General features: G+C 54.8%; 17 protein-coding genes and 5 tRNA genes. 7 read left to right on the top strand and 15 right to left on the bottom strand.

All coding sequences use genetic code 11. The annotated features are described in order from the left end of the window. Positions 1-62 precede the first annotated feature (62 nt). The 7 genes from proV to emrB all read left to right on the top strand — a co-directional run bounded on the left by proV (position 63) and on the right by emrB (position 8,366). Positions 63-1,265, top strand: a complete 1,203-nt coding sequence (gene proV / locus SOM40_RS18470) for a glycine betaine/L-proline ABC transporter ATP-binding protein ProV (protein ID WP_320530528.1) — start codon at positions 63-65, stop codon at positions 1,263-1,265. Further along, entirely contained in the window at positions 1,258-2,328 is a 1,071-nt protein-coding gene (gene proW, locus SOM40_RS18475; RefSeq protein WP_166183668.1) for a glycine betaine/L-proline ABC transporter permease ProW, read from the top strand. The genes proV and proW overlap by 8 nt, the downstream gene beginning before the upstream one ends. A gap of 9 nt (positions 2,329-2,337) precedes the next feature. Then, positions 2,338-3,333 carry a glycine betaine/L-proline ABC transporter substrate-binding protein ProX gene (gene proX / locus SOM40_RS18480; protein WP_262672617.1) on the top strand — a complete coding sequence of 332 codons (996 nt, stop codon included), beginning with the start codon at positions 2,338-2,340 and terminating at the stop codon, positions 3,331-3,333. Between the two features lie 141 nt (positions 3,334-3,474). Further along, positions 3,475-4,659, top strand: a complete 1,185-nt coding sequence (locus SOM40_RS18485; RefSeq protein ID WP_320530529.1) for an MFS transporter — start codon at positions 3,475-3,477, stop codon at positions 4,657-4,659. A gap of 311 nt (positions 4,660-4,970) precedes the next feature. Next, the gene (gene mprA / locus SOM40_RS18490) at positions 4,971-5,501 is read left to right on the top strand and encodes a transcriptional repressor MprA (protein ID WP_106994521.1); all 531 of its coding nucleotides are present in this window, start codon (positions 4,971-4,973) and stop codon (positions 5,499-5,501) included. 125 nt (positions 5,502-5,626) lie between these two features. Next, on the top strand, positions 5,627-6,802 hold the full coding sequence (gene emrA, locus SOM40_RS18495; protein WP_320530530.1) for a multidrug efflux MFS transporter periplasmic adaptor subunit EmrA: 1,176 nt from the start codon (positions 5,627-5,629) through the stop codon (positions 6,800-6,802). Positions 6,803-6,818: 16 nt separating this feature from the next. Then, positions 6,819-8,366 carry a multidrug efflux MFS transporter permease subunit EmrB gene (emrB, locus tag SOM40_RS18500; RefSeq protein ID WP_106994519.1) on the top strand — a complete coding sequence of 516 codons (1,548 nt, stop codon included), beginning with the start codon at positions 6,819-6,821 and terminating at the stop codon, positions 8,364-8,366. A 60-nt stretch (positions 8,367-8,426) separates the two neighbouring features. On the opposite strand, the gene SOM40_RS18505 is transcribed toward emrB, so the two are convergent. The 15 genes from SOM40_RS18505 to recA form a co-directional block, all read right to left on the bottom strand. After that, a complete protein-coding gene (locus tag SOM40_RS18505; protein WP_320530531.1) occupies positions 8,427-10,775 on the bottom strand; it encodes an FKBP-type peptidyl-prolyl cis-trans isomerase N-terminal domain-containing protein in 2,349 nt (782 codons plus the stop codon). A gap of 74 nt (positions 10,776-10,849) precedes the next feature. Further along, the gene (locus SOM40_RS18510) at positions 10,850-11,218 is read right to left on the bottom strand and encodes a YuaE family lipoprotein (protein ID WP_106994517.1); all 369 of its coding nucleotides are present in this window, start codon (positions 11,216-11,218) and stop codon (positions 10,850-10,852) included. A 227-nt stretch (positions 11,219-11,445) separates the two neighbouring features. After that, a complete protein-coding gene (luxS, locus tag SOM40_RS18515; protein ID WP_106994516.1) occupies positions 11,446-11,961 on the bottom strand; it encodes an S-ribosylhomocysteine lyase in 516 nt (171 codons plus the stop codon). 152 nt (positions 11,962-12,113) lie between these two features. Then, positions 12,114-13,658 carry a glutamate--cysteine ligase gene (gshA, locus tag SOM40_RS18520; protein WP_225758182.1) on the bottom strand — a complete coding sequence of 515 codons (1,545 nt, stop codon included), beginning with the start codon at positions 13,656-13,658 and terminating at the stop codon, positions 12,114-12,116. 71 nt (positions 13,659-13,729) lie between these two features. Next, positions 13,730-14,158: a YqaA family protein gene (locus SOM40_RS18525; RefSeq protein ID WP_106994514.1), complete on the bottom strand. Its 429-nt coding sequence runs from the start codon at positions 14,156-14,158 to the stop codon at positions 13,730-13,732. Next, positions 14,155-14,721 carry a fructose-1-phosphate/6-phosphogluconate phosphatase gene (gene yqaB / locus SOM40_RS18530; RefSeq protein WP_106994513.1) on the bottom strand — a complete coding sequence of 189 codons (567 nt, stop codon included), beginning with the start codon at positions 14,719-14,721 and terminating at the stop codon, positions 14,155-14,157. Before yqaB ends, SOM40_RS18525 begins: the two co-directional genes overlap by 4 nt. A gap of 116 nt (positions 14,722-14,837) precedes the next feature. Continuing rightward, positions 14,838-14,914: transfer RNA gene (locus SOM40_RS18535), tRNA-Arg, on the bottom strand. Positions 14,915-15,075: 161 nt separating this feature from the next. Next, a tRNA-Arg gene (locus tag SOM40_RS18540) sits at positions 15,076-15,152 on the bottom strand. A gap of 65 nt (positions 15,153-15,217) precedes the next feature. Further along, positions 15,218-15,294: transfer RNA gene (locus tag SOM40_RS18545), tRNA-Arg, on the bottom strand. 65 nt (positions 15,295-15,359) lie between these two features. Then, positions 15,360-15,436 (bottom strand) — tRNA-Arg (locus tag SOM40_RS18550). 4 nt (positions 15,437-15,440) lie between these two features. After that, a tRNA-Ser gene (locus SOM40_RS18555) sits at positions 15,441-15,533 on the bottom strand. A gap of 342 nt (positions 15,534-15,875) precedes the next feature. Then, positions 15,876-16,061 carry a carbon storage regulator CsrA gene (gene csrA, locus SOM40_RS18560; RefSeq protein ID WP_000906486.1) on the bottom strand — a complete coding sequence of 62 codons (186 nt, stop codon included), beginning with the start codon at positions 16,059-16,061 and terminating at the stop codon, positions 15,876-15,878. 241 nt (positions 16,062-16,302) lie between these two features. Next, the gene (gene alaS / locus SOM40_RS18565) at positions 16,303-18,930 is read right to left on the bottom strand and encodes an alanine--tRNA ligase (RefSeq protein WP_225758181.1); all 2,628 of its coding nucleotides are present in this window, start codon (positions 18,928-18,930) and stop codon (positions 16,303-16,305) included. A gap of 131 nt (positions 18,931-19,061) precedes the next feature. Continuing rightward, entirely contained in the window at positions 19,062-19,562 is a 501-nt protein-coding gene (gene recX / locus SOM40_RS18570; RefSeq protein ID WP_320530532.1) for a recombination regulator RecX, read from the bottom strand. 94 nt (positions 19,563-19,656) lie between these two features. Further along, a complete protein-coding gene (gene recA / locus SOM40_RS18575) occupies positions 19,657-20,715 on the bottom strand; it encodes a recombinase RecA (RefSeq protein WP_106994510.1) in 1,059 nt (352 codons plus the stop codon). Between the last annotated feature and the right edge of the window lie 45 nt (positions 20,716-20,760).

Here is a 20,760-nt window from a genome sequence, read left to right on the forward strand (position 1 = left end):
GGTTAATTATATTCACTGGTAATGATATCGACATAAATAAATAACGGGACATTCTTTATTGCATGGCAATTAAATTAGAAGTTAAGAATCTTTATAAAGTATTTGGCGAGCACCCGCAGCGCGCATTCAAATATATTGAAAAAGGCCTTTCAAAAGAAGTAATTCTGGAAAAAACCGGGCTGTCGCTTGGCGTTAAAGACGCCAGTCTGGCCATTGAAGAAGGCGAGATTTTTGTCATCATGGGGTTATCCGGTTCGGGTAAATCCACTATGGTTCGCCTTCTCAATCGCCTGATTGAACCCACCCGCGGACAGGTGCTGATTGATGGCGTTGATATTGCCAAAATATCGGACGCCGAGCTCCGCGAGGTGCGCAGAAAAAAGATTGCGATGGTGTTTCAGTCGTTCGCCCTGATGCCGCATATGACGGTATTAGACAACACCGCCTTTGGTATGGAATTAGCCGGCGTACCGGCCAATGAGCGCCAGGAAAAAGCGCTGGATGCGCTGCGTCAGGTAGGGCTGGAAAATTACGCCCACGCGTACCCGGATGAACTTTCCGGCGGGATGCGTCAGCGCGTCGGATTAGCCCGCGCATTAGCGATCAATCCCGATATATTATTAATGGATGAGGCCTTCTCGGCACTCGATCCCTTAATTCGTACCGAGATGCAGGATGAGCTGGTAAAACTGCAGTCGCGTCATCAACGTACCATTGTCTTTATTTCCCATGACCTCGATGAAGCCATGCGTATTGGCGACCGGATTGCCATTATGCAAAACGGCGAAGTGGTGCAGGTGGGAACCCCGGATGAAATTCTCAATAATCCGGCGAATGATTATGTGCGTACCTTCTTCCGCGGAGTGGATATTAGCCAGGTGTTCAGCGCCAAAGATATTGCCCGCCGAACCCCGAACGGCATTATCCGTAAAACGCCAGGTTTCGGTCCGCGCTCGGCGCTCAAACTGCTGCAGGATGAAGACCGCGAATACGGCTATCTGGTTGAACGCGGTAATAAATTTGTGGGTGTTGTCTCCATCGATTCTCTGAAAACCGCCCTTGGCGAAAATCAGGGTATCGATGCGGCGTTAATTGACGCTCCGCTTGCCGTGGACGCGGAAACGCCGCTCAGCGAGTTGCTCTCCCATGTCGGTCAGGCGCCTTGCGCGGTACCGGTAGTCGGAGAGGAACAACAGTACGTCGGCATCATCTCAAAACGCATGTTGCTGCAGGCTTTAGATCGCGAGGGGGCAAACAATGGCTGATCAATCAAACCCGTGGGGCACCACCGAGGCCGCGGACAGCGCGGCACAATCCGCTGACGCGTGGGGCTCTTCCACCGCAGCTCCTGCGCCAACCGATGGCGGCGCGGCAGACTGGCTGACCAGCGCACCGGCGCCGGCACCCGAGCATTTCAATATTATGGACCCGTTCCATAAGACGCTGATCCCGCTTGACAGCTGGGTTACCGAAGGGATCGACTGGGTGGTGACCCACTTCCGTCCGGTGTTCCAGGGCATTCGCGTGCCGGTGGATTACATCCTGAATGGCTTCCAGCAGATGCTGCTGGGGATGCCTGCTCCGGTGGCGATTGCGCTGTTCGCGCTGATTGCCTGGCAGTTTGGCAGCGCGGGAATGGGCGTGGCGACGCTGATCTCGCTGATCCTGATCGGCGCGATCGGGGCATGGTCGCAGGCGATGATCACCCTGGCGCTAGTGCTGACCGCCCTGCTCTTCTGCGTGGTGATAGGCCTGCCGATGGGGATCTGGCTGGCGCGCAGTCCGCGGGCAGCCAAAATTATCCGCCCGCTATTGGATGCGATGCAGACCACCCCGGCGTTTGTCTACCTGGTGCCGATCGTGATGCTGTTCGGTATCGGTAACGTGCCGGGCGTGGTCGTGACCATTATCTTCGCCCTGCCGCCGATTGTGCGTCTGACCATTCTGGGGATCAACCAGGTACCGGCGGATCTGATCGAAGCCTCGCGCTCGTTTGGTGCCAGCCCGCGCCAGATGCTGTTTAAGGTGCAACTCCCGCTGGCGATGCCGACCATTATGGCCGGTGTGAACCAGACCCTGATGCTGGCCCTGTCGATGGTGGTGATCGCCTCGATGATCGCCGTGGGCGGTCTGGGCCAGATGGTGCTGCGCGGGATCGGCCGTCTCGATATGGGACTGGCCACCGTAGGCGGCGTCGGGATCGTGATCCTCGCCATTATTCTTGACCGCCTGACCCAGGCTGTCGGTCGTGATTCACGCAGTCGCGGCAACCGTCGCTGGTACAACACCGGCCCTGTCGGGTTAATCACCCGCCCATTCGTAAAATAAGGAACAACGATGCGACATAGCGTAATTTTTGCCACAGCGTTTGCCACCCTTGCCTCCACCAGCGCATTTGCTGCCGATCTGCCGGGCAAAGGCATTACCGTGCAACCGGTACAGAGCACCATCTCCGAAGAGTCGTTCCAGACCGGGTTGGTGAGCCGGGCGCTGGAGAAGCTGGGTTATACCGTCAGCAAGCCCAGCGAAGTGGATTACAACGTAGGCTATACCTCGATTGCCTCCGGCGATGCCACCTTTACGGCCGTGAACTGGCAGCCGCTGCATGACGACATGTACAGCGCGGCGGGCGGCGATAAGAAGTTCTACCGTGAAGGGACCTTTGTCTCCGGCGCGGCGCAGGGTTACCTGATCGACAAGAAGACTGCCGATCAGTACCACATCACCAACATCGAACAGCTGAAAGATCCTAAGATCGCCAAACTGTTTGATACCAACGGTGACGGCAAAGCCGACATGATGGGCTGCTCCCCGGGCTGGGGCTGCGAAGCGGTGATTAACCACCAGAACAAAACCTTTGACCTGGCGAAAACCGTCGACGTCAGCCACGGCAACTACTCGGCGATGATGGCCGACACCATTGCCCGCTTTAAAGAAGGCAAGCCGGTCATCTATTACACCTGGACCCCGTACTGGGTGAGCGACGTGCTGAAGCCGGGTAAAGATGTGGTCTGGCTGCAGGTGCCATTCTCCTCCCTGCCGGGCGAGCAGAAGGATATCGACACCAAACTGCCTAACGGCATGAACTACGGTTTCCCGGTCAACACCATGCACATCGTGGCCAACAAAGCCTGGGCTGAGAAAAACCCGGCTGCGGCGAAGCTGTTCTCGGTAATGAAGCTGCCGCTGGCGGATATCAACGCCCAGAACGCGATGATGCACGCGGGCAAATCCTCTGAAGCCGATGTCCAGGGTCACGTTGACGGCTGGATCAAAGCCCACCAGCAGCAGTTTGATGCGTGGGTGAATGAGGCGCTGGCTGCGCAGAAGTAAGTACTTGCTGATTCCCCTCTCGTGAAGCGAGAGGGGAGACGACCGCACAATCCATCACTCAACAACTCCCCTCCTTTCTCCTTCATCCGTTATTATGGTTTCTGAAAAAATAATCACTCAACTAATGATTTCAAAAACCTGATGACAAAAAATAATCAAGGGCTTAGCCCTGCTCTCATTCTGCTGATGTCAGTGGCAACCGGTCTGGCAGTCGCCAGTAACTATTACGCTCAGCCGCTGCTGGAAACCATCGCTCGCAACTTTTCCCTGTCTGCCAGCTCGGCCGGTTTTATCGTGACCGCCGCTCAGCTGGGGTATGCCGTGGGCCTGCTGTTCCTCGTCCCGCTGGGAGATATGTTCGAGCGCCGGGCGATGATTGTCTCCATGACCCTGCTGGCCGCTTGCGGAATGCTGATCACCGCCTCCAGCCAGTCGCTGGCGATGATGATCGTTGGTACCGCCCTGACCGGGCTGTTCTCGGTGGTGGCGCAAATTTTAGTCCCGCTCGCCGCCACCCTCGCCTCGCCGGAAAAACGCGGCAAGGTGGTCGGAACCATCATGAGCGGCCTGCTGCTGGGGATTTTGCTGGCGCGTACCGTGGCGGGTCTGCTGGCGGGTATCGGCGGCTGGCGCACCGTGTACTGGGTGGCCTCAGTGCTGATGGTGGTGATGGCCCTCGCCCTGTGGCGCGGCCTGCCGAAGGTGAAGTCTGAGACGCATCTTAACTATCCCCAGCTGCTGGGGTCCGTTTTTAGCCTGTTCACCCGCGATAAACTGCTGCGTACCCGGGCGCTGCTGGGTTGTTTCACCTTCGCCAACTTCAGCATCTTCTGGACGTCGATGGCCTTCCTGCTGGCCTCTCCGCCATTCAACTATTCTGAAGGGATGATCGGCCTGTTCGGCCTGGCGGGTGCTGCCGGGGCACTGGGGGCGCGTCCTGCGGGCGGTCTGGCGGACAAGGGCAAATCGCATATCACTACTACCGTCGGGCTGGTGATGCTGCTCCTCTCCTGGGCGGCGATCTGGTACGGGCACATCTCGGTGCTGGCGCTGATTGTCGGCATCCTGGTGCTGGACCTCACCGTGCAGGGGGTGCATATCACCAACCAGACCGTGATCTACCGCGTCAAACCGGACGCCCGTAACCGCCTCACGGCCGGGTATATGACCAGCTACTTTATCGGCGGTGCCGCCGGGTCACTGATCTCCGCCTACGCGTGGCAGCATGGCGGCTGGACGGGCGTCTGTGTGGTCGGGACGGTGATGGCGATCCTGAACCTGCTGGTGTGGTGGCGCGGCTACCATCGTCAGGAAGCTATTCAATAAGGTTTACATAAGTTTGGGGCTCCTCAGGGTGTTAAGGAGCCCCTCAGTCTGATATGGTGGCGGAATCATTTATTCCGGAAATTTTTATGTGGGTAATATATTTGAATACCGCATGAATAGCTTACGCCCGAAGTCCCATCCCCGTTTTGCCAGTGCAATCCCCTCTTTTCTGTGCTTACCGGGTCACGGATCTACCCGGCTCTTGATGACGGTGAAATTTGTCTAATCGATTTTAGCCGCACAAATAATTCATTTACATTATTTGTCACCGTCGTTACTATATCGGCTGTAATTAATGAGGTTATGCCCAAATGGATAGTTCGTTTACGCCCATTGAACAAATGCTTAAATTTCGCGCCAGTCGCTATGCAGATTTCCCGTATCAGGAGATCCTGCTGACCCGTCTCTGCATGCACATGCAGGGCAAGCTGCTGGAAAATCGCAATAAAATGCTGAAAGCTCAAGGGATTAACGAGACGTTATTTATGGCGTTGATTACGCTGGAGTCTCAGGAGAATCACAGCATCCAGCCTTCCGAGCTGAGTTGCGCCCTGGGTTCGTCTCGTACCAATGCAACCCGTATTGCCGATGAGCTGGAAAAACGCGGCTGGATTGAACGCCGTGAAAGCGACAACGACCGCCGTTGTCTGCATCTGCAACTGACCGACAAAGGTCACGAATTCCTGCGTGAGGTGCTTCCACCTCAGCACAACTGCCTGCATCAACTCTGGTCGTCTTTAAGTGGTACCGAGAAAGAGCAGCTTGAGCATATCACCCGTAAGCTTCTCACCCGTCTGGACCAGATGGATGAAGACGGCGCTGTTCTTGAGGCGCTGCGCTAACGCGACGACACGCTACAAAAATCCAGATTCATAAGAAAACCGACAGGCCAGCACATAATAGTGCTGGCCTTTCTGATAACAGGTCGGCTCAGCCGATGTGAAATAATAAGATCGTGGAGAAAATCATGAGCGCAAATGCGGAGAACACAACCCCGCAGCAACCGGTCAACAAGAAGAAAGGCAAACGCAAGCGCGCCCTTCTGCTGCTGACCTTGCTCTTTATTATCATTGCCGTGGCATATGGGATCTATTGGTTTTTAGTACTGCGTCATAGTGAAGAGACGGATGACGCGTACGTGGCAGGGAACCAGGTTCAGATTATGGCGCAGGTGTCGGGCAGCGTGACGAAAGTCTGGGCTGACAATACCGACTTTGTGCAAAAAGGCGACGTGCTGGTGACGCTGGATCCAACCGACGCGCAGCAGGCGTTTGAAAAAGCGCAGACCGGGCTGGCCTCGAGCGTGCGTCAGACCCGTCAGCAGATGATCAACAGCAAGCAGCTGCAGGCCAACATCACCGTGCAGAAAACGGCTCTCGCCCAGGCGCAGAGCGACTTTAATCGCCGCGTTCCGCTCGGCACCGCCAACCTGATTGGTCGTGAAGAGCTGCAACACGCCCGCGATGCCGTCGCCAGCGCTCAGGCGCAGCTTGATGTCGCCATCCAGCAATACAACGCCAACCAGGCGGTGGTGCTGGACACGACTCTCGATCAACAGCCGGCAGTGAAACAGGCGGCGACTGAAGTGCGCAACGCCTGGCTGGCGCTGGAGCGAACCAAAATCGTCAGCCCGATGACCGGCTACGTTTCCCGTCGCTCGGTGCAGCCTGGCGCCCAGATCAGCACCTCAACCCCGCTGATGGCGGTCGTGCCGGCAACGAACCTGTGGGTGGATGCTAACTTCAAAGAGACGCAGCTGGCGCATATGCGTATTGGCCAGAGCGCCACGGTGGTCAGCGATATCTATGGCGACGAGGTGAAATACACCGGTAAAGTGGTCGGCCTGGATATGGGTACCGGCAGCGCCTTCTCCCTGCTGCCTGCGCAGAACGCCACCGGGAACTGGATCAAAGTGGTTCAGCGTCTGCCGGTGCGTATCGAGCTGGACGAGAAACAGCTGGTGGACCATCCGCTGCGCATTGGCCTCTCCACGCTGGTGACGGTCGATACCGCCAACCGCGACGGTCAGATGCTGGCGAACCAGGCGCGTTCTAACCCGGCTTACGAAAGTAATGCCCGCGAGATCAGCCTTGAGCCCGTGAATAAGCTGATCGATGAGATCGTGAAGGCGAACGCCGGTTAATCCAAAGGTGAGCGTTATGCAGCAGCAAAAACCGCAAAAACCGTTGGAAGGGGCGCAACTGGTCATCATGACCATTGCGCTGTCGCTGGCGACCTTTATGCAGGTGCTGGACTCCACCATCGCCAACGTGGCGATCCCGACCATCGCCGGGAACCTTGGCTCATCCCTGAGCCAGGGGACATGGGTCATCACCTCGTTCGGAGTGGCGAACGCTATCTCCATTCCGATCACCGGCTGGCTGGCAAAGCGCGTCGGGGAAGTGAAACTGTTCCTCTGGTCTACCATCGCCTTTGTGATTGCCTCCTGGGCGTGCGGGATGTCCAGCAGCCTCACCATGCTGATCTTCTTCCGCGTCATCCAGGGGATTGTTGCCGGGCCGCTGATCCCGCTGTCGCAGAGTCTGCTCCTTAACAACTATCCACCGGCCAAACGCTCTATCGCGCTGGCGCTGTGGTCAATGACGGTGATTGTCGCCCCGATCTGCGGCCCGATTCTGGGCGGCTATATCAGCGATAACTACCACTGGGGCTGGATCTTCTTTATCAACGTGCCGATTGGCGCGGTGGTGGTGTTGCTGACCCTGCAGTCGCTGCGCGGTCGCGAAACCCGCACCGAGCAACGACGCATTGATGGCGTGGGGCTGGCGCTGCTGGTGCTGGGCATCGGCAGCCTGCAGATCATGCTCGACCGCGGGAAAGAGCTGGACTGGTTTGCCTCGCAGGAGATCATCGTCCTGACGGTGGTGGCGGTGGTGGCGCTAAGCTTCCTGATTGTCTGGGAGCTGACGGATGACAACCCGATAGTCGATCTGTCGCTATTCAAGTCGCGCAACTTCACCATAGGCTGCTTGTGTATCAGCCTTGCCTACATGCTCTACTTCGGCGCCATTGTTCTGCTGCCGCAGCTATTGCAGGAGGTATATGGCTACACGGCCACCTGGGCGGGGCTGGCGTCGGCACCGGTCGGGGTGATCCCGGTCCTGCTGTCGCCGATCATTGGTCGCTTCGCCCATAAGCTCGATATGCGTCGGCTGGTCACCTTCAGCTTCATTATGTATGCGGTGTGCTTCTACTGGCGTGCCTATACCTTTGAACCGGGCATGGACTTTGGCGCCTCCGCGTGGCCGCAGTTTATTCAGGGCTTTGCGGTGGCGTGCTTCTTTATGCCACTGACCACCATCACCCTTTCCGGCCTGCCGCCGGAACGGATGGCGGCGGCCTCCAGTCTGTCGAACTTCATGCGTACCCTGGCGGGCTCCATCGGAACCTCGATGACCACCACCATGTGGAGCAACCGCGAGTCGTTGCACCATGCGCAGCTGACGGAGTCGGTGAACGTGTTCAATCCGCAGGCGCAGGAGGTGTACAGCCAGCTGCAGGGAATGGGCATGTCCGAGCAGCAGGCATCAGGCTGGATAGCACAGCAGATCACCGCGCAGGGGCTGATCATCTCGGCTAACGAGATCTTCTGGCTGTCGGCTGGCGTGTTCATCGTGCTACTGGGGCTGATCTGGTTAGCCAGACCGCCGTTCGGAGCGGGCGGTGGAGGCGGTGGCGCGCACTAAACGCCTGAAAAGAAAAACGGATCTGCATGCAGATCCGTTTTTTTATGGTCGCGATTACGATTATTTAATGCCGATAATTTTAATCGTGATGATCGAGACCGTGCCTGGCGGCACAAAGCCGGGCACGCCCGCTTCACCGTAAGCCTGCTTCGCCGGAATATGCAGTTTTGCCTCCCCGCCCAGACCCATCTTTTTCACCACCGTCTGGAACATTGGCGGGAGATCTTTCACCCGGCTGGCACGAACCTCTTTACTGGACATCACCTTACCGGTGCCCAGCACCTCGCTAAGCTCGGTCATGATCTCATTCTGGCCAGTAATAAGCGGGGTCTGGCCCTGCTGGATAATCCGGTAGATTGCCCCCTCCGGCAGTCGCTTGGCACCCTTCTCATTCGCCGCCTTAGCCATGATCGCTTTGCTCTGCTTTTCGTTTTCACTTTGCGTGGCGACAAACTGCTTTTTCTGAACCTGGTCCAGCGCGGTCAGCTCTTTCGACAGCACAGCTGGCGCCAGCTGCAGATTATTATTCACCTTATCGTTAAAGCCCTGCATAAAGGCGTTGAGATCGAGCTTTTTGTTCAGCCCGTCCAGCTTAGCTTTTTCACGCCCTGCCGCATCGCCATACCAACTGCCAATGGCGTAGCTGGTCAGCGTATCTTTTGCCGCAGCCTTATCGATCTTCATCCGCTGCTTATCTACACCCTCTTTTGCAGGTGCTGCCTGACTCGCCTTCAGCTTCTGGTTTTCGGCCGTCAGCGTTGCCAGAGAGGCGCTTTGCGTTTTTTGCTGCTCCTCAAGCGCTGCTTTTTGCGTTTGAAGCTGGGCCAGCTGCTTTTTCAGCTCCTCAGACGCTTTCCCGGCGGTAGCCAGCTGAGTGGCCAGCGCACCGTTTTTGTCTTTCTCGCTGCCAGCGTTATTTTTCTGCACAGCCAACAGGGATTCCTGTGAAGCGATGACTTTTTTGGCGTCTTCGAGCTGGTTCTGTGCAATCTCAGACTTCACCTTTTCGCTGCTGGCCTGTTTTTCCTGCTCGGCCAGCCGGGTTTCCAGAGTGGCTTTTTGCAGGTTTAACGCCGATAGCTGCGCTTTTAAGGCATCGACTTCCTTCACGGCGCCGGTGCTCTTGTCACTGCTGATTTTGAGGGTGGCGAGCTGTGCCTCCAGCGCTTTCTTCTGCGTCTGCAGGTCGGTAAGTTCTTTGGTCAGCGCGGCGCTTTTCTCATTGGCCGCTTTCAGCGCGGTTAGCTGAGTATCCAGAGCCTTTTTCTGCGCCTGAAGCTCGGTCAGCTCTTTAACCAGCTTCTCTTTATCGCTGTCGGCACTGCTCTTCTGTACGGCCAGCAGCGACTCCTTCGAGGCGATAACTTTTTTGGCGTCCTCAAGCTGGTTCTGCGCAATCTCAGACTTTGTCTTTTCGTTGCTGAACAATTTTTCCTGTTCGGCCAGCCGGGTTTCCAGAGTGGCTTTTTGCAGATTCAGCGTCGACAGCTGGGCTTTTAAGGCGTCGAGTTCTTTCGCTACGACGGTGCTCTTCTCGCTGCTCGTTTTCAGGGTAGCGAGCTGGGCATCCAGCGCCTTTTTCTGCACCTGTAGATCGGTAAGTTCTTTGACCAGCTTCTCTTTGTCGCTTCCGGCGTTGTTCTTCTGCTCGGCCAGCAGCGAATCCTGCGAGGCAATCACTTTTTTGGCGACCTCAAGCTGGCTCTGTGCAACCTCAGCCTTCGTCTTTTCGCTGCTGAACAATTTTTCCTGTTCGGCCAGCCGGCTCTCAAGGTTAGCTTTTTGCAGGTTCAGCGCCGACAGCTGGTTTTTAAGGGCGTCGAATTCTTTCGCTGCGACGATGCTCTTATCGCTGCTCGTTTTCAGCGTAGCGAGCTGGGTATCCAGCGCGTTCTTCTGTGCCTGCAGATCGTTTAACGCTTTAGTCAGGGCTGCGCGCTGTGCGTTGGCGTTATTCAGTTGCTCCGCCAGCTCGGCGTTTTTTTGTTGATCGACGCCAGTGGGTTTCGGCAGCGTCGCGATAAGACTTTCAACGGCAAGTTTTTGCGCACTGCCATCCGGCTGTGATTTAAGCCGGGCGAGTACCTGCTCTTTTTCCGCGACGCGCTCTTTCTCGTGGGCGACGGCTTGCTCCAGCTGCGCCTTTTCACGTTCTACCGTACTTAGCTGTTTGTCTAATCCGGTGATGGTGGCATTGGCCTGGCGAAGTGCCTCGGTGAGGCGGGAAAGTTTAGCCTGGTCCACGACGACGGCCTTGTCGTTTTTGCCGGGCACGGCACGGGCTGCCGGACGAACAGGCTTTTTAGTCTGCGGTGCCGCGTCCGGAGGATTAGGAGTGGTACTTGGGGCGGTAAAAGGATTGGTTGAATCGTTGCCGATAATCTTTTCGTTACTTAAACGTTCTAACAAATCCGTTCCGGCTGAAAACGCTTTTCCGCCCGATAATAATAATCCGCAGTACAATGCTGCGCTGAAGTATTTATTCATAACTGATTCATTTCATTGGCACGGTTCATCATATTGGTATAAACCGTATTACGAATCCTGACGCATACCAGCGACAGTTTTTTATTTATTTCGGTGAGCATAACTTCAGAAGCGTTACCATCAACCAGAGCTTTATTCGATTCGTAAATTTTATAGTTTTTATTAATATTATCGAACTGCTTACGATAGGACTCATAGGCCGCCGGGTCGAGCTTTTGCAGTGCAGAGAACTCCTGATAGCACTGCACCTCCTGCTTGCGTTCAGCCGGGGCTTTGGCGATAGGCGGTGTTACTGGCTTAGAGCTGCAGGCGGACAGGAGAAAAGCGGAAAAAAGAATCGCGGTGCCAGCAAAATAAACTTTCATAAATCCCTCTGAATTATTATCTATTCCATGAAATATTCGCGCATCAATAATTACAGTGAATGAGCGTCAATCTATCATCCATAGATATAATATATATAAATAACTACCATGCGTTGTTTGCATAATAAAGAGAAAGAGAGGGATTCACAACGAGAGATGGGCTTTTAGGAATTTATAAAGAAACTAATATTACCCGGCACACTTCTTGCGGAGGGCCGGGTAATTTGCTAGATGTGCAGTTCCTGCAGCTTATCTTTTGGCAGCGCCAGTTCTTCATTGCTGTTAACGCGAACGTCACGCTCAAGAATATGACGTGCAATCTCCTGGGCTTCTTCCAGAGAGTGCATCTGGTAAGTACCGCACTGGTAAACGTTCAGCTCCGGGATCTGGTTCTGCTCTTTTACTTTCAGTACGTCTTCCATTGCCGCTTTCCACGCATCTGCGACGCGTTTCTCTTCCGGCACGCCGATCAGGCTCATGTAGAAACCGGTACGGCAGCCCATTGGGGAGATATCGATGATCTCAACGCCATTACCGTTCAGGTGATCGCGCATGAAACCGGCAAACAGGTGCTCCAGAGTGTGGATGCCTTTTTCGGGCATCACTTCCTGGTTGGGTACGCAGAAACGCAGATCGAAGACAGTGATCGTGTCGCCGTGCGGGGTATGCATGGTCTTCGCAACGCGTACAGCAGGTGCTTCCATACGGGTATGGTCGACGGTAAAGCTATCTAATAACGGCATACGTCACCTCCGATAGTGATTTTTTTTTAAAAAAAATGAACTCTTCTTTTCAACGCGAGTCTGAATATATGAAAGACGCGCATTTGTTATCATCATCCCTGTTCTTCAGAGATGTTATTTTGGCCACAGAGATGTGGCCTTTTTCTTTTCTGTCAGGCCTGTTTCGCCAGAAACGCTGCAAACGACTCAGTGTCCGCCGCTTCAATCTCACTCTGACGCACCACAGACGCATCGCGCTCCGCAGCAAACTCGGCTTCGCTTAACACTTCCAGCGGCTCCTGCTGCAGCATATCGCGATACTCCGCCGCCAGCGCACGACCGGTGCCACCAATCCCCTGATCAATCATAGAACGCAGAATACGCGCCGAGAATGTCAGCTCTGGATTATCAAAGCTTTCGACCAGCTGGTCGCAAACCTGCTGATACGCTTCGCCACCGTACACGCTGTCCAGGGTGTGGGCAACGCGCTTCAGATCGCGGAACAGATCTTTACCCACCTGCTGCAACGGGAACTGCGCCGTCTGACAACCCATACCCAGCGTCAGGCCAGGCTTACGCCCTTCGAGGATCACCCGGTTCCAGTTGGTGCGGGTGCAAAGCAGTTCGTCAGCGCTCATCTCCGGCGCATCAGCCAGCACGCACCAGACCATAAACAGATCGAGGAAGCGTACCTGCTGCTCATCAACACCAATCGGTGAGAACGGGTTGATATCCAGAGAACGCACTTCGATGTACTCAATGCCGCCGCGCTGCAGGGCATCTGACGGCGTCTCGCCGCTGCGAGTAACACGTTTTGGACGGATCGGCGCATACAGTTCGTTTTCGATCTGTAAAACGTTGGTATTGATTTGCAGGCGTTTGCCGTCTTTCTCAAGCCCGATTTCGTCGTACGCTTCCGATGGCGTTTTGATCGCCCGCTTCAATCCTGCCACATACTCGTGCAATTCGTTAAACGTAATTCCGAGATTGCTTTGCGACTTATTGGTATAACCGAGATCGCTGAGACGCAGGGAGGTGGCGTACGGCAGGTAATACATCCCGCAGTCGGTCTTCTCAAACGGCAGCGTGGTCGGTTTGCCCTGCAGGAAAGAGGAGCAAATCGCTGGTGACGCACCGAACAGATATGGAATGACCCAGCCAAAGCGATAGTAGTTACGGATCAGGCGGAAATAGCCCGCCGAGATCGCCTCTTTATCCGTCTCGCCGCACTTCGCCTGCCAGAATGCCATCGGCAACGAGAAGTTATAGTGCACGCCAGAGATCGTCTGCATCAGCGCGCCGTAGCGGTTTTTCAGCCCTTCGCGATAAAGCGTTTTCAGACGACCAATGTTAGACGTGCCGTACTGCGCCAGTTCGATGTCCTGGCCCTGCTCGATGTAGCAAGGCATGCTGAGTGGCCACATACGCTCGTCACCCAGATTGCGGGCGCTGTAGCGGTGGATATCACGCATGACCTTCAGCATATGGTCAATATCGCCATCGACCGGCGTAATGAACTCAAGCAGCGCTTCAGCGAAATCAGTAGTGATCCACTTATGGGTCAGCGCCGAACCCAACGCCTGTGGATGGCCCGTCGTTGCAAGACTGCCATCCGCGTTTACGCGCAGCGTTTCGCGCTCAAGACCACGCTGAATACCCTTCAGAGCCTGAGGGTGGTTTTCCAGCCAGGCCAGTGCCTGTGATACGTCCGGGATCAATTCGACCTCCCGCCTGTCAAAATCATTTTATTTAGCATAATTGTAATGGTTCATGGTCACAAACAGTCCAATTAGTGCCACCACGTCATGCCCTGCAAAGTCACAACCGCTACCAGAACGTAGCGCAACGCCTTGCCAAGGCATAAAAAAAAGAGCACGGGCCCCCAGGAGATGCGCATCCATCCCGCCAGCAGGCACAGTAAATCACCGATTACCGGCATCCAGCTTAATAAAAGCGTGGCAGCGCCATAGCGTTTTAGCCAGCCGACTGCCTTTTCCTGCCAACGCGACGTTTTGCGTAGCGGAAAGAATCGCCCAAGAATAACGTTAGTCAGCCCTCCAAAGCTATTACCCATTGTTGCTATTAACACCAGCAACCAGGGCTGACTTACGCCGGACAAGAGCATCGCCACCAGCACCACTTCCGAATTTCCCGGCAAGAGCGTAGCGCTTAAAAAACTGCTGGCGAATAGTGAGGTCAGTGACAGCAGGTCACTCACAGTAAGCGAACGTCCACCGCGTCCATGCCGGCAGCATGTGCCGCCTGAATACCGAAGTCGGCATCTTCAAACACGACGCACTTCGCAGCGGGCACACCCATCAGCTCTGCACACAGCAGGAAGGTGTCCGGGGCGGGTTTGTGGTTTTTAACATGATCGGCGGCGACCACTGCAGAAAAATAGTGGCGCAGACCAAGGTGGTTGAGCAATGCTTCTGCGACCGCGCTCTCACTGCCCGTCCCGACCGACATCGGACGACGTCCGTGCCACTCTTTTACCACCTCAATTAATGGCAAAGGACGCACGGTATCTAACAGCATCGCTTTTACCGCATCGGTTTTTTCACGCGCGAGCAGATGGGGGTCGAGATCGGCCTGATTCAGTTCAATCACGGCCTGCGCAATTCGCCAGGTGGGGGATCCGTTGAGGGCAATCATGGCCTGTAAGTCGAAACGCATTCCGTAACGGCCGAGGACATCAGTCCAGGCTTTACGATGCGTTGGCTCGGTGTCCAGGATGGTGCCATCCATATCGAAGATCAAACCGTCATACTGTGCGTACATCGTGCTCTCGCAGAAGGATTACAAAACGTTACTTTAACGTAAACAAGGGGTTTTGTCGCTGACAGAGAAGATGATTGCTGACGGAACGTCGAAGGAATAAACAATGAGGGAGAAGATGGTGCATCCGGGAGGATTCGAACCTCCGACCGCTCGGTTCGTAGCCGAGTACTCTATCCAGCTGAGCTACGGATGCATCAGGGTACTTCTGTAGAAAATAGTAAATGGTGCATCCGGGAGGATTACTCGGCTGCGCCTCGCCCTACGGGGCGTTGCTAAAGCAACGCTATCCTCCCTGGTGCTCGCGATTATCTCGCAGAACATGAAACAACAGTTTAGCTGCTATCTCGGAGAATATGGTGCATCCGGGAGGATTCGAACCTCCGACCGCTCGGTTCGTAGCCGAGTACTCTATCCAGCTGAGCTACGGATGCATCGGGATTTACTACTGTTACTGCTGATACTTTGTATTGCTTCATAAGCAACACAAAGCAAAAGATGGTGCATCCGGGAGGATTCGAACCTCCGACCGCTCGGTTCGTAGCCGAGTACTCTATCCAGCTGAGCTACGGATGCATCAGGATTTACTGCTGTACTACTTGATACCCCATATCGTTTCGAAAGCGACATGAAGTAAAGGATGGTGCATCCGGGAGGATTCGAACCTCCGACCGCTCGGTTCGTAGCCGAGTACTCTATCCAGCTGAGCTACGGATGCAAAATGGCGGTGAGGCGGGGATTCGAACCCCGGATGCAGCTTTTGACCGCATACTCCCTTAGCAGGGGAGCGCCTTCAGCCTCTCGGCCACCTCACCACACAACGCCTCTTTCGAGTGCTTCGAGTAACTCGTTAAGAGCTTCTCGTCGCTGCGTGGCGCATATATTACTTTCTGGGACTTATAAGTCAAACCTTTTTCCACGCTCTTTTTTCGTTTGCACAAATCACAGTCAATTCGCATGTAAAACCCGCAAAGAGGGTGTTTTATAAACGGATTTTGCAGGCCTGCTGGCAGTTATGTGTAGGTATAAAGAGGATGTCGGACAGAGAAAGGGTGTGACAGGAGGTTAAAAAGGGAGCAGTTGAAATCGAACGGTAACTTTTGACAAGGAATATATCGGGAGGGTTGCGTCTCGCCAGACAGCGAGACGCGATAATATCAGTAACTGGACTGCTGGGATTTTTCAGCCTGGATACGCTGGTAGATCTCTTCACGATGAACAGAGACTTCTTTAGGGGCGTTCACACCAATACGTACCTGGTTGCCCTTTACCCCTAAAACTGTCACGGTGACCTCATCCCCAATCATGAGGGTCTCACCAACTCGACGAGTCAGAATCAGCATTCTTTGCTCCTTGAAAGATTAAAAGAGTCGGGTCTCTTGTATCCCGGCATTATCCATCATATAACGCCAAAAAGTAAGCGATGACAAACACGTAATGTGTCGGTAGTCATGGCATCACAATCTGTTAAACGTAAGTTTAGCCGATATACACAAACTCAACCTGACTTTATCATTATCGATAGCGTAGAGCGCAGTACGCCATAACGGTGTCGTTATGGCGTCTGTGTACGCTTTGTAATTATTACAGTTTCGAACTTACCCAGCTTTCAACACTGGCCAGTGCCGCTGGAAGGGCTGCTGCGTCTGTACCACCGGCTTGCGCCATGTCCGGACGACCACCGCCTTTACCGCCCACTTGCTGAGCGACCATACCAATCAGTTCCCCTGCTTTCACACGGTCGATCACGTCCTTAGATACGCCCGCAATCAGAGAAACCTTACCTTCCGCTACCGTCGCCAGAACGATGATGGTAGAACCGAGCTGGTTCTTCAGATCGTCGACCATGGTACGAAGCATTTTCGGCTCAACGCCCGTCAGCTCGCTGACCAGCAGTTTGACACCATTAATTTCAACCGCTTTGCTGGAGAGGTTGGCGCTCTCGGCAACGGCGGCCTGCTCTTTCAGCTGCTGCAGCTCTTTTTCCAGCTGGCGGGTACGTTCCATCACGCTACGCACTTTCTCGCCCAGGTTCTGGCTGTCGCCTTTCAGCAGTTGAGCGATGTCGTGCAGCTGATCGCTCTGCGCATGCAGAATCGCAATCGCGCCTTCACCGGTGACCGCTTCGATACGACGCACACCTGCCGCGGTACCGGACTCAGACACGATGCGGAACAGACCGATGTCGCCCGTACGGCTGGCGTGGGTACCGCCACACAGTTCGGTAGAGAAATCGCCCATACTCAGCACGCGTACGCGTTCGTCATACTTCTCACCGAACAGGGCCATTGCGCCTTTGTTCTTCGCCGCCTCGAGATCCATGATGTTGGTCTCGATCGGCAGGTTACGACGGATCTGGGCATTCACCAGATCTTCTACCGCACGGATTTCCGCCGGTTTCATCGCTTCGAAATGGGAGAAGTCAAAGCGCAGCACTTTGTCGTTTACCAGCGAGCCTTTCTGCGCAACGTGCGTGCCCAGAACCTGGCGCAGCGCGGCGTGCATCAGGTGCGTCGCGGAGTGGTTCAGACGGATACGTGCGCGGCGCGCTTCGTCAACGATAGCCTGAACGCCCTCGCCCACTTTCAGGGTACCGGATGCCAGCGTGCCCTGATGACCAATCGCCTGACCGTATTTCTGCGTATCGTTCACGGTAAAGCTGAAATCACTGCCCTTCAGCTCACCTTTATCGCCAACCTGACCGCCCGATTCTGCATAGAATGGGGTTTTGTCCAGCACTACTACCGCAGTCTGGCCCGCGCTGATGCTGTCCACGGCTTTACCGTCAACAAACAGCGCAGTCACTTTGCCATTGGTTTCGAGATGCTCGTAACCTTCGAATTCGCTGCTGCCATCAACACGGATCATCGCGTTGTAATCGGCACCAAAACCACTGGACTCACGCGCACGACGGCGCTGTTCTTCCATGGCCGCTTCGAAGCCTGCTTCGTCAACTTTAATGTTGCGCTCGCGGCAGACGTCAGCGGTCAGGTCAACCGGGAAGCCATAGGTGTCGTACAGACGGAAGGCGGTTTCGCCATCCAGGGTATCGCCTTTCAGCTTCGACAGTTCGTCGTCCAGCAGGGCCAGACCACGTTCCAGAGTACGGGCAAACTGCTCTTCTTCGGTTTTCAGAACCTGTTCAACCTGCGCCTGCTGACGTTTCAGTTCGTCGCCCGCTGCGCCCATCACGCCAACCAGTGGCCCAACGAGTTTGTAGAAGAAGGTGTCCTTCGCGCCCAGCATGTTGCCGTGACGGATAGCACGACGAATGATACGGCGCAGCACGTAGCCACGGTTTTCATTCGACGGGATCACGCCGTCAGCAATCAGGAAGGCACAGGAGCGAATGTGGTCGGCGATAACGCGCAGGGATTTGTTGCTCAGATCGGTTGCGCCAGTTACTTCGGCAACAGACTTAATCAGGGTGCTGAACAGGTCGATGTCGTAGTTGGAGTTAACGTGTTGCAGTACTGCGGCAATACGCTCCAGACCCATACCGGTATCCACGGATGGCTTCGGCAGCGGCTCCATGGTGCCGTCGATCTGACGGTTGAACTGCATGAAGACGATGTTCCAGATCTCGATATAACGGTCGCCATCTTCTTCTGCGCTACCCGGAGGGCCGCCCCAGATGTGATCGCCATGATCGTAGAAGATTTCGGTACACGGACCGCATGGGCCGGTATCGCCCATCTGCCAGAAGTTGTCAGACGCGTACGGTGCGCCTTTGTTATCGCCGATGCGAATAATGCGTTCGCGCGGGATACCCACTTCTTTTTCCCAGATTTCATAGGCTTCGTCATCGGTTTCGTAGACGGTAACCCACAGACGCTCTTTCGGCAGGTTGAACCAGTTTTCACCGGTCAGCAGTTCCCATGCGTACTGGATAGCGTCATGTTTGAAATAGTCGCCGAAGCTGAAGTTACCCAGCATTTCGAAGAAGGTGTGGTGACGTGCGGTGTAACCGACGTTTTCCAGATCGTTATGTTTACCGCCCGCACGCACGCAGCGCTGCGAGGTGGTTGCGCGAGAATAATTACGCTTGTCGAGACCAAGGAAAACATCCTTGAACTGGTTCATCCCGGCGTTGGTAAACAGTAAAGTTGGATCGTTGTTCGGTACCAGGGAGCTGCTGGCAACAACCTGGTGTCCCTTACTATGGAAAAAATCGAGAAACGCCTGACGGATCTCAGCGGTGCTCTTGCTCATAATTATCCTGAAATCAAGCTAACGAAATGTCACAGCCGGTCACTACACAACCGTTGTTGGACGGACCAGCTACTGAAAAAAGTGGGAATAAGATAAGTTTTCTTTAGAGGGAAGTAAAATCCCGCATGCGTTCAATCGGTAAAATTACGCCAGATCTCCTGAATATCTTCCATCAGAAATCCACGATAGAGCAAAAAGCGCTGGATTTTGACCTTTTCTGAAAACTCACGTGGCAAAGGTTCACCATACTTCCGCACGGCCTGCTCCCGCGCCAGTTCGCACCAGTCAATCTCGCATTCACGCATCGCCTTTTCGCTGGTTTCGCGGGCAATGCCTTTTTGATTAAGCTCCTGGCGGATGCGCGCCGGGCCGTAGCCTTTTCGGCTGCGGCTGGCGATGAAGCGTGCGACAAAACGGGTATCGTCCAGATAGCTGTGCTCATAGCACCAGGCGACCACCCGATCGTAATCTTCTGCCGTGGCATCAATGGCCTCAGGCCCATTTTTGCTCATCACCGGCGCCGCGAGTTTGCGGCGAAGCTCCTGCTCGCTGTGGTCGCGAACGGCAAGGATGCGCACCGCGCGATCTAACAGACGGTTATAAGCAGGACTACGCGTTGTGGATTCATTCATAGATAAACCTCCTGCTGCAGTCTAAAACCAAAAAGCAAAAACCAAAAAACAAAAAGGGCCGCATTAAGCGACCCTTATTTATGACATCCGATTATCAGAAATCTTCGTTGGTTTCTTCAGCGCTTTCGCCATCAACAGCGAACTGCGGTTTGGAATCCTGGTTGCTGAGCAGAAGCTCGCGCACCTTCTTCTCGATCTCTTTTGCTGCAGCCGGGTTCTCTTTCAGCCAGGAGATTGCATTCGCTTTACCCTGACCAATCTTGTCGCCGTTGTAGCTGTACCATGCGCCCGCTTTTTCAATCAGCTTCTCTTTCACGCCCAGGTCAACCAGTTCGCCGAAGAAGTTGATACCTTCGCCGTACATGATCTGGAACTCAGCCTGTTTAAACGGTGCCGCAATCTTGTTCTTCACCACCTTCACGCGGGTTTCGCTACCCACCACGTTCTCACCGTCTTTCACGGCACCGATACGGCGGATATCCAGACGCACGGAGGCGTAGAATTTCAGCGCGTTACCACCGGTGGTGGTTTCCGGGTTACCGAACATCACACCAATCTTCATACGGATCTGGTTGATGAAGATCAGCAGCGTGTTGGACTGCTTCAGGTTACCGGCCAGCTTACGCATCGCCTGGCTCATCATACGTGCCGCGAGGCCCATGTGAGAGTCACCGATTTCGCCTTCGATTTCTGCTTTTGGCGTCAGTGCTGCAACGGAGTCGACGATGATTACGTCTACTGCGCCAGAGCGCGCCAGTGCGTCACAGATTTCCAGTGCCTGCTCACCGGTATCCGGCTGGGAGCAGAGCAGGTTGTCGATATCAACACCCAGTTTACGTGCGTAGACTGGATCCAGCGCGTGCTCAGCATCGATAAAGGCACAGGTTTTGCCTTCGCGCTGCGCAGCCGCCACAACCTGTAAGGTCAGGGTGGTTTTACCGGAGGATTCTGGCCCGTAAATCTCTACGATACGACCCATAGGCAGGCCGCCAGCACCCAGTGCAATATCCAGAGAAAGCGAACCGGTGGAGATAGTTTCTACATCCATGGAACGATCTTCACCCAGGCGCATGATGGAACCTTTACCGAATTGCTTTTCGATCTGGCCCAGTGCTGCCGCCAACGCTTTCTGTTTGTTTTCGTCGATAGCCATTTTTTCCTCTCATGCCGGGTGAAACAACTGCGCTTCACCCTGGAT

Origin of the sequence: Leclercia sp. CFBP8987, assembly GCF_034044995.2 — a bacterium.
In the GTDB taxonomy this organism is placed as follows: domain Bacteria; phylum Pseudomonadota; class Gammaproteobacteria; order Enterobacterales; family Enterobacteriaceae; genus Enterobacter; species Enterobacter tamurae.

Excerpts from the sequence above, each read along its gene's own strand:
- recX (WP_320530532.1), bottom strand. The coding sequence starts at position 19,562 with ATGAATGAATCCACAACGCGTAGTCCTGCTTATAACCGTCTGTTAGAT.
- mprA (WP_106994521.1), top strand. The coding sequence starts at position 4,971 with ATGGATAGTTCGTTTACGCCCATTGAACAAATGCTTAAATTTCGCGCC.
- proW (WP_166183668.1), top strand. The coding sequence starts at position 1,258 with ATGGCTGATCAATCAAACCCGTGGGGCACCACCGAGGCCGCGGACAGC.
- csrA (WP_000906486.1), bottom strand. The coding sequence starts at position 16,061 with ATGCTGATTCTGACTCGTCGAGTTGGTGAGACCCTCATGATTGGGGAT.
- SOM40_RS18510 (WP_106994517.1), bottom strand. The coding sequence starts at position 11,218 with ATGAAAGTTTATTTTGCTGGCACCGCGATTCTTTTTTCCGCTTTTCTC.
- yqaB (WP_106994513.1), bottom strand. The coding sequence starts at position 14,721 with ATGTACGCACAGTATGACGGTTTGATCTTCGATATGGATGGCACCATC.
- luxS (WP_106994516.1), bottom strand. The coding sequence starts at position 11,961 with ATGCCGTTATTAGATAGCTTTACCGTCGACCATACCCGTATGGAAGCA.
- proV (WP_320530528.1), top strand. The coding sequence starts at position 63 with ATGGCAATTAAATTAGAAGTTAAGAATCTTTATAAAGTATTTGGCGAG.
- recA (WP_106994510.1), bottom strand. The coding sequence starts at position 20,715 with ATGGCTATCGACGAAAACAAACAGAAAGCGTTGGCGGCAGCACTGGGC.
- alaS (WP_225758181.1), bottom strand. The coding sequence starts at position 18,930 with ATGAGCAAGAGCACCGCTGAGATCCGTCAGGCGTTTCTCGATTTTTTC.
- proX (WP_262672617.1), top strand. The coding sequence starts at position 2,338 with ATGCGACATAGCGTAATTTTTGCCACAGCGTTTGCCACCCTTGCCTCC.
- emrB (WP_106994519.1), top strand. The coding sequence starts at position 6,819 with ATGCAGCAGCAAAAACCGCAAAAACCGTTGGAAGGGGCGCAACTGGTC.
- SOM40_RS18485 (WP_320530529.1), top strand. The coding sequence starts at position 3,475 with ATGACAAAAAATAATCAAGGGCTTAGCCCTGCTCTCATTCTGCTGATG.
- emrA (WP_320530530.1), top strand. The coding sequence starts at position 5,627 with ATGAGCGCAAATGCGGAGAACACAACCCCGCAGCAACCGGTCAACAAG.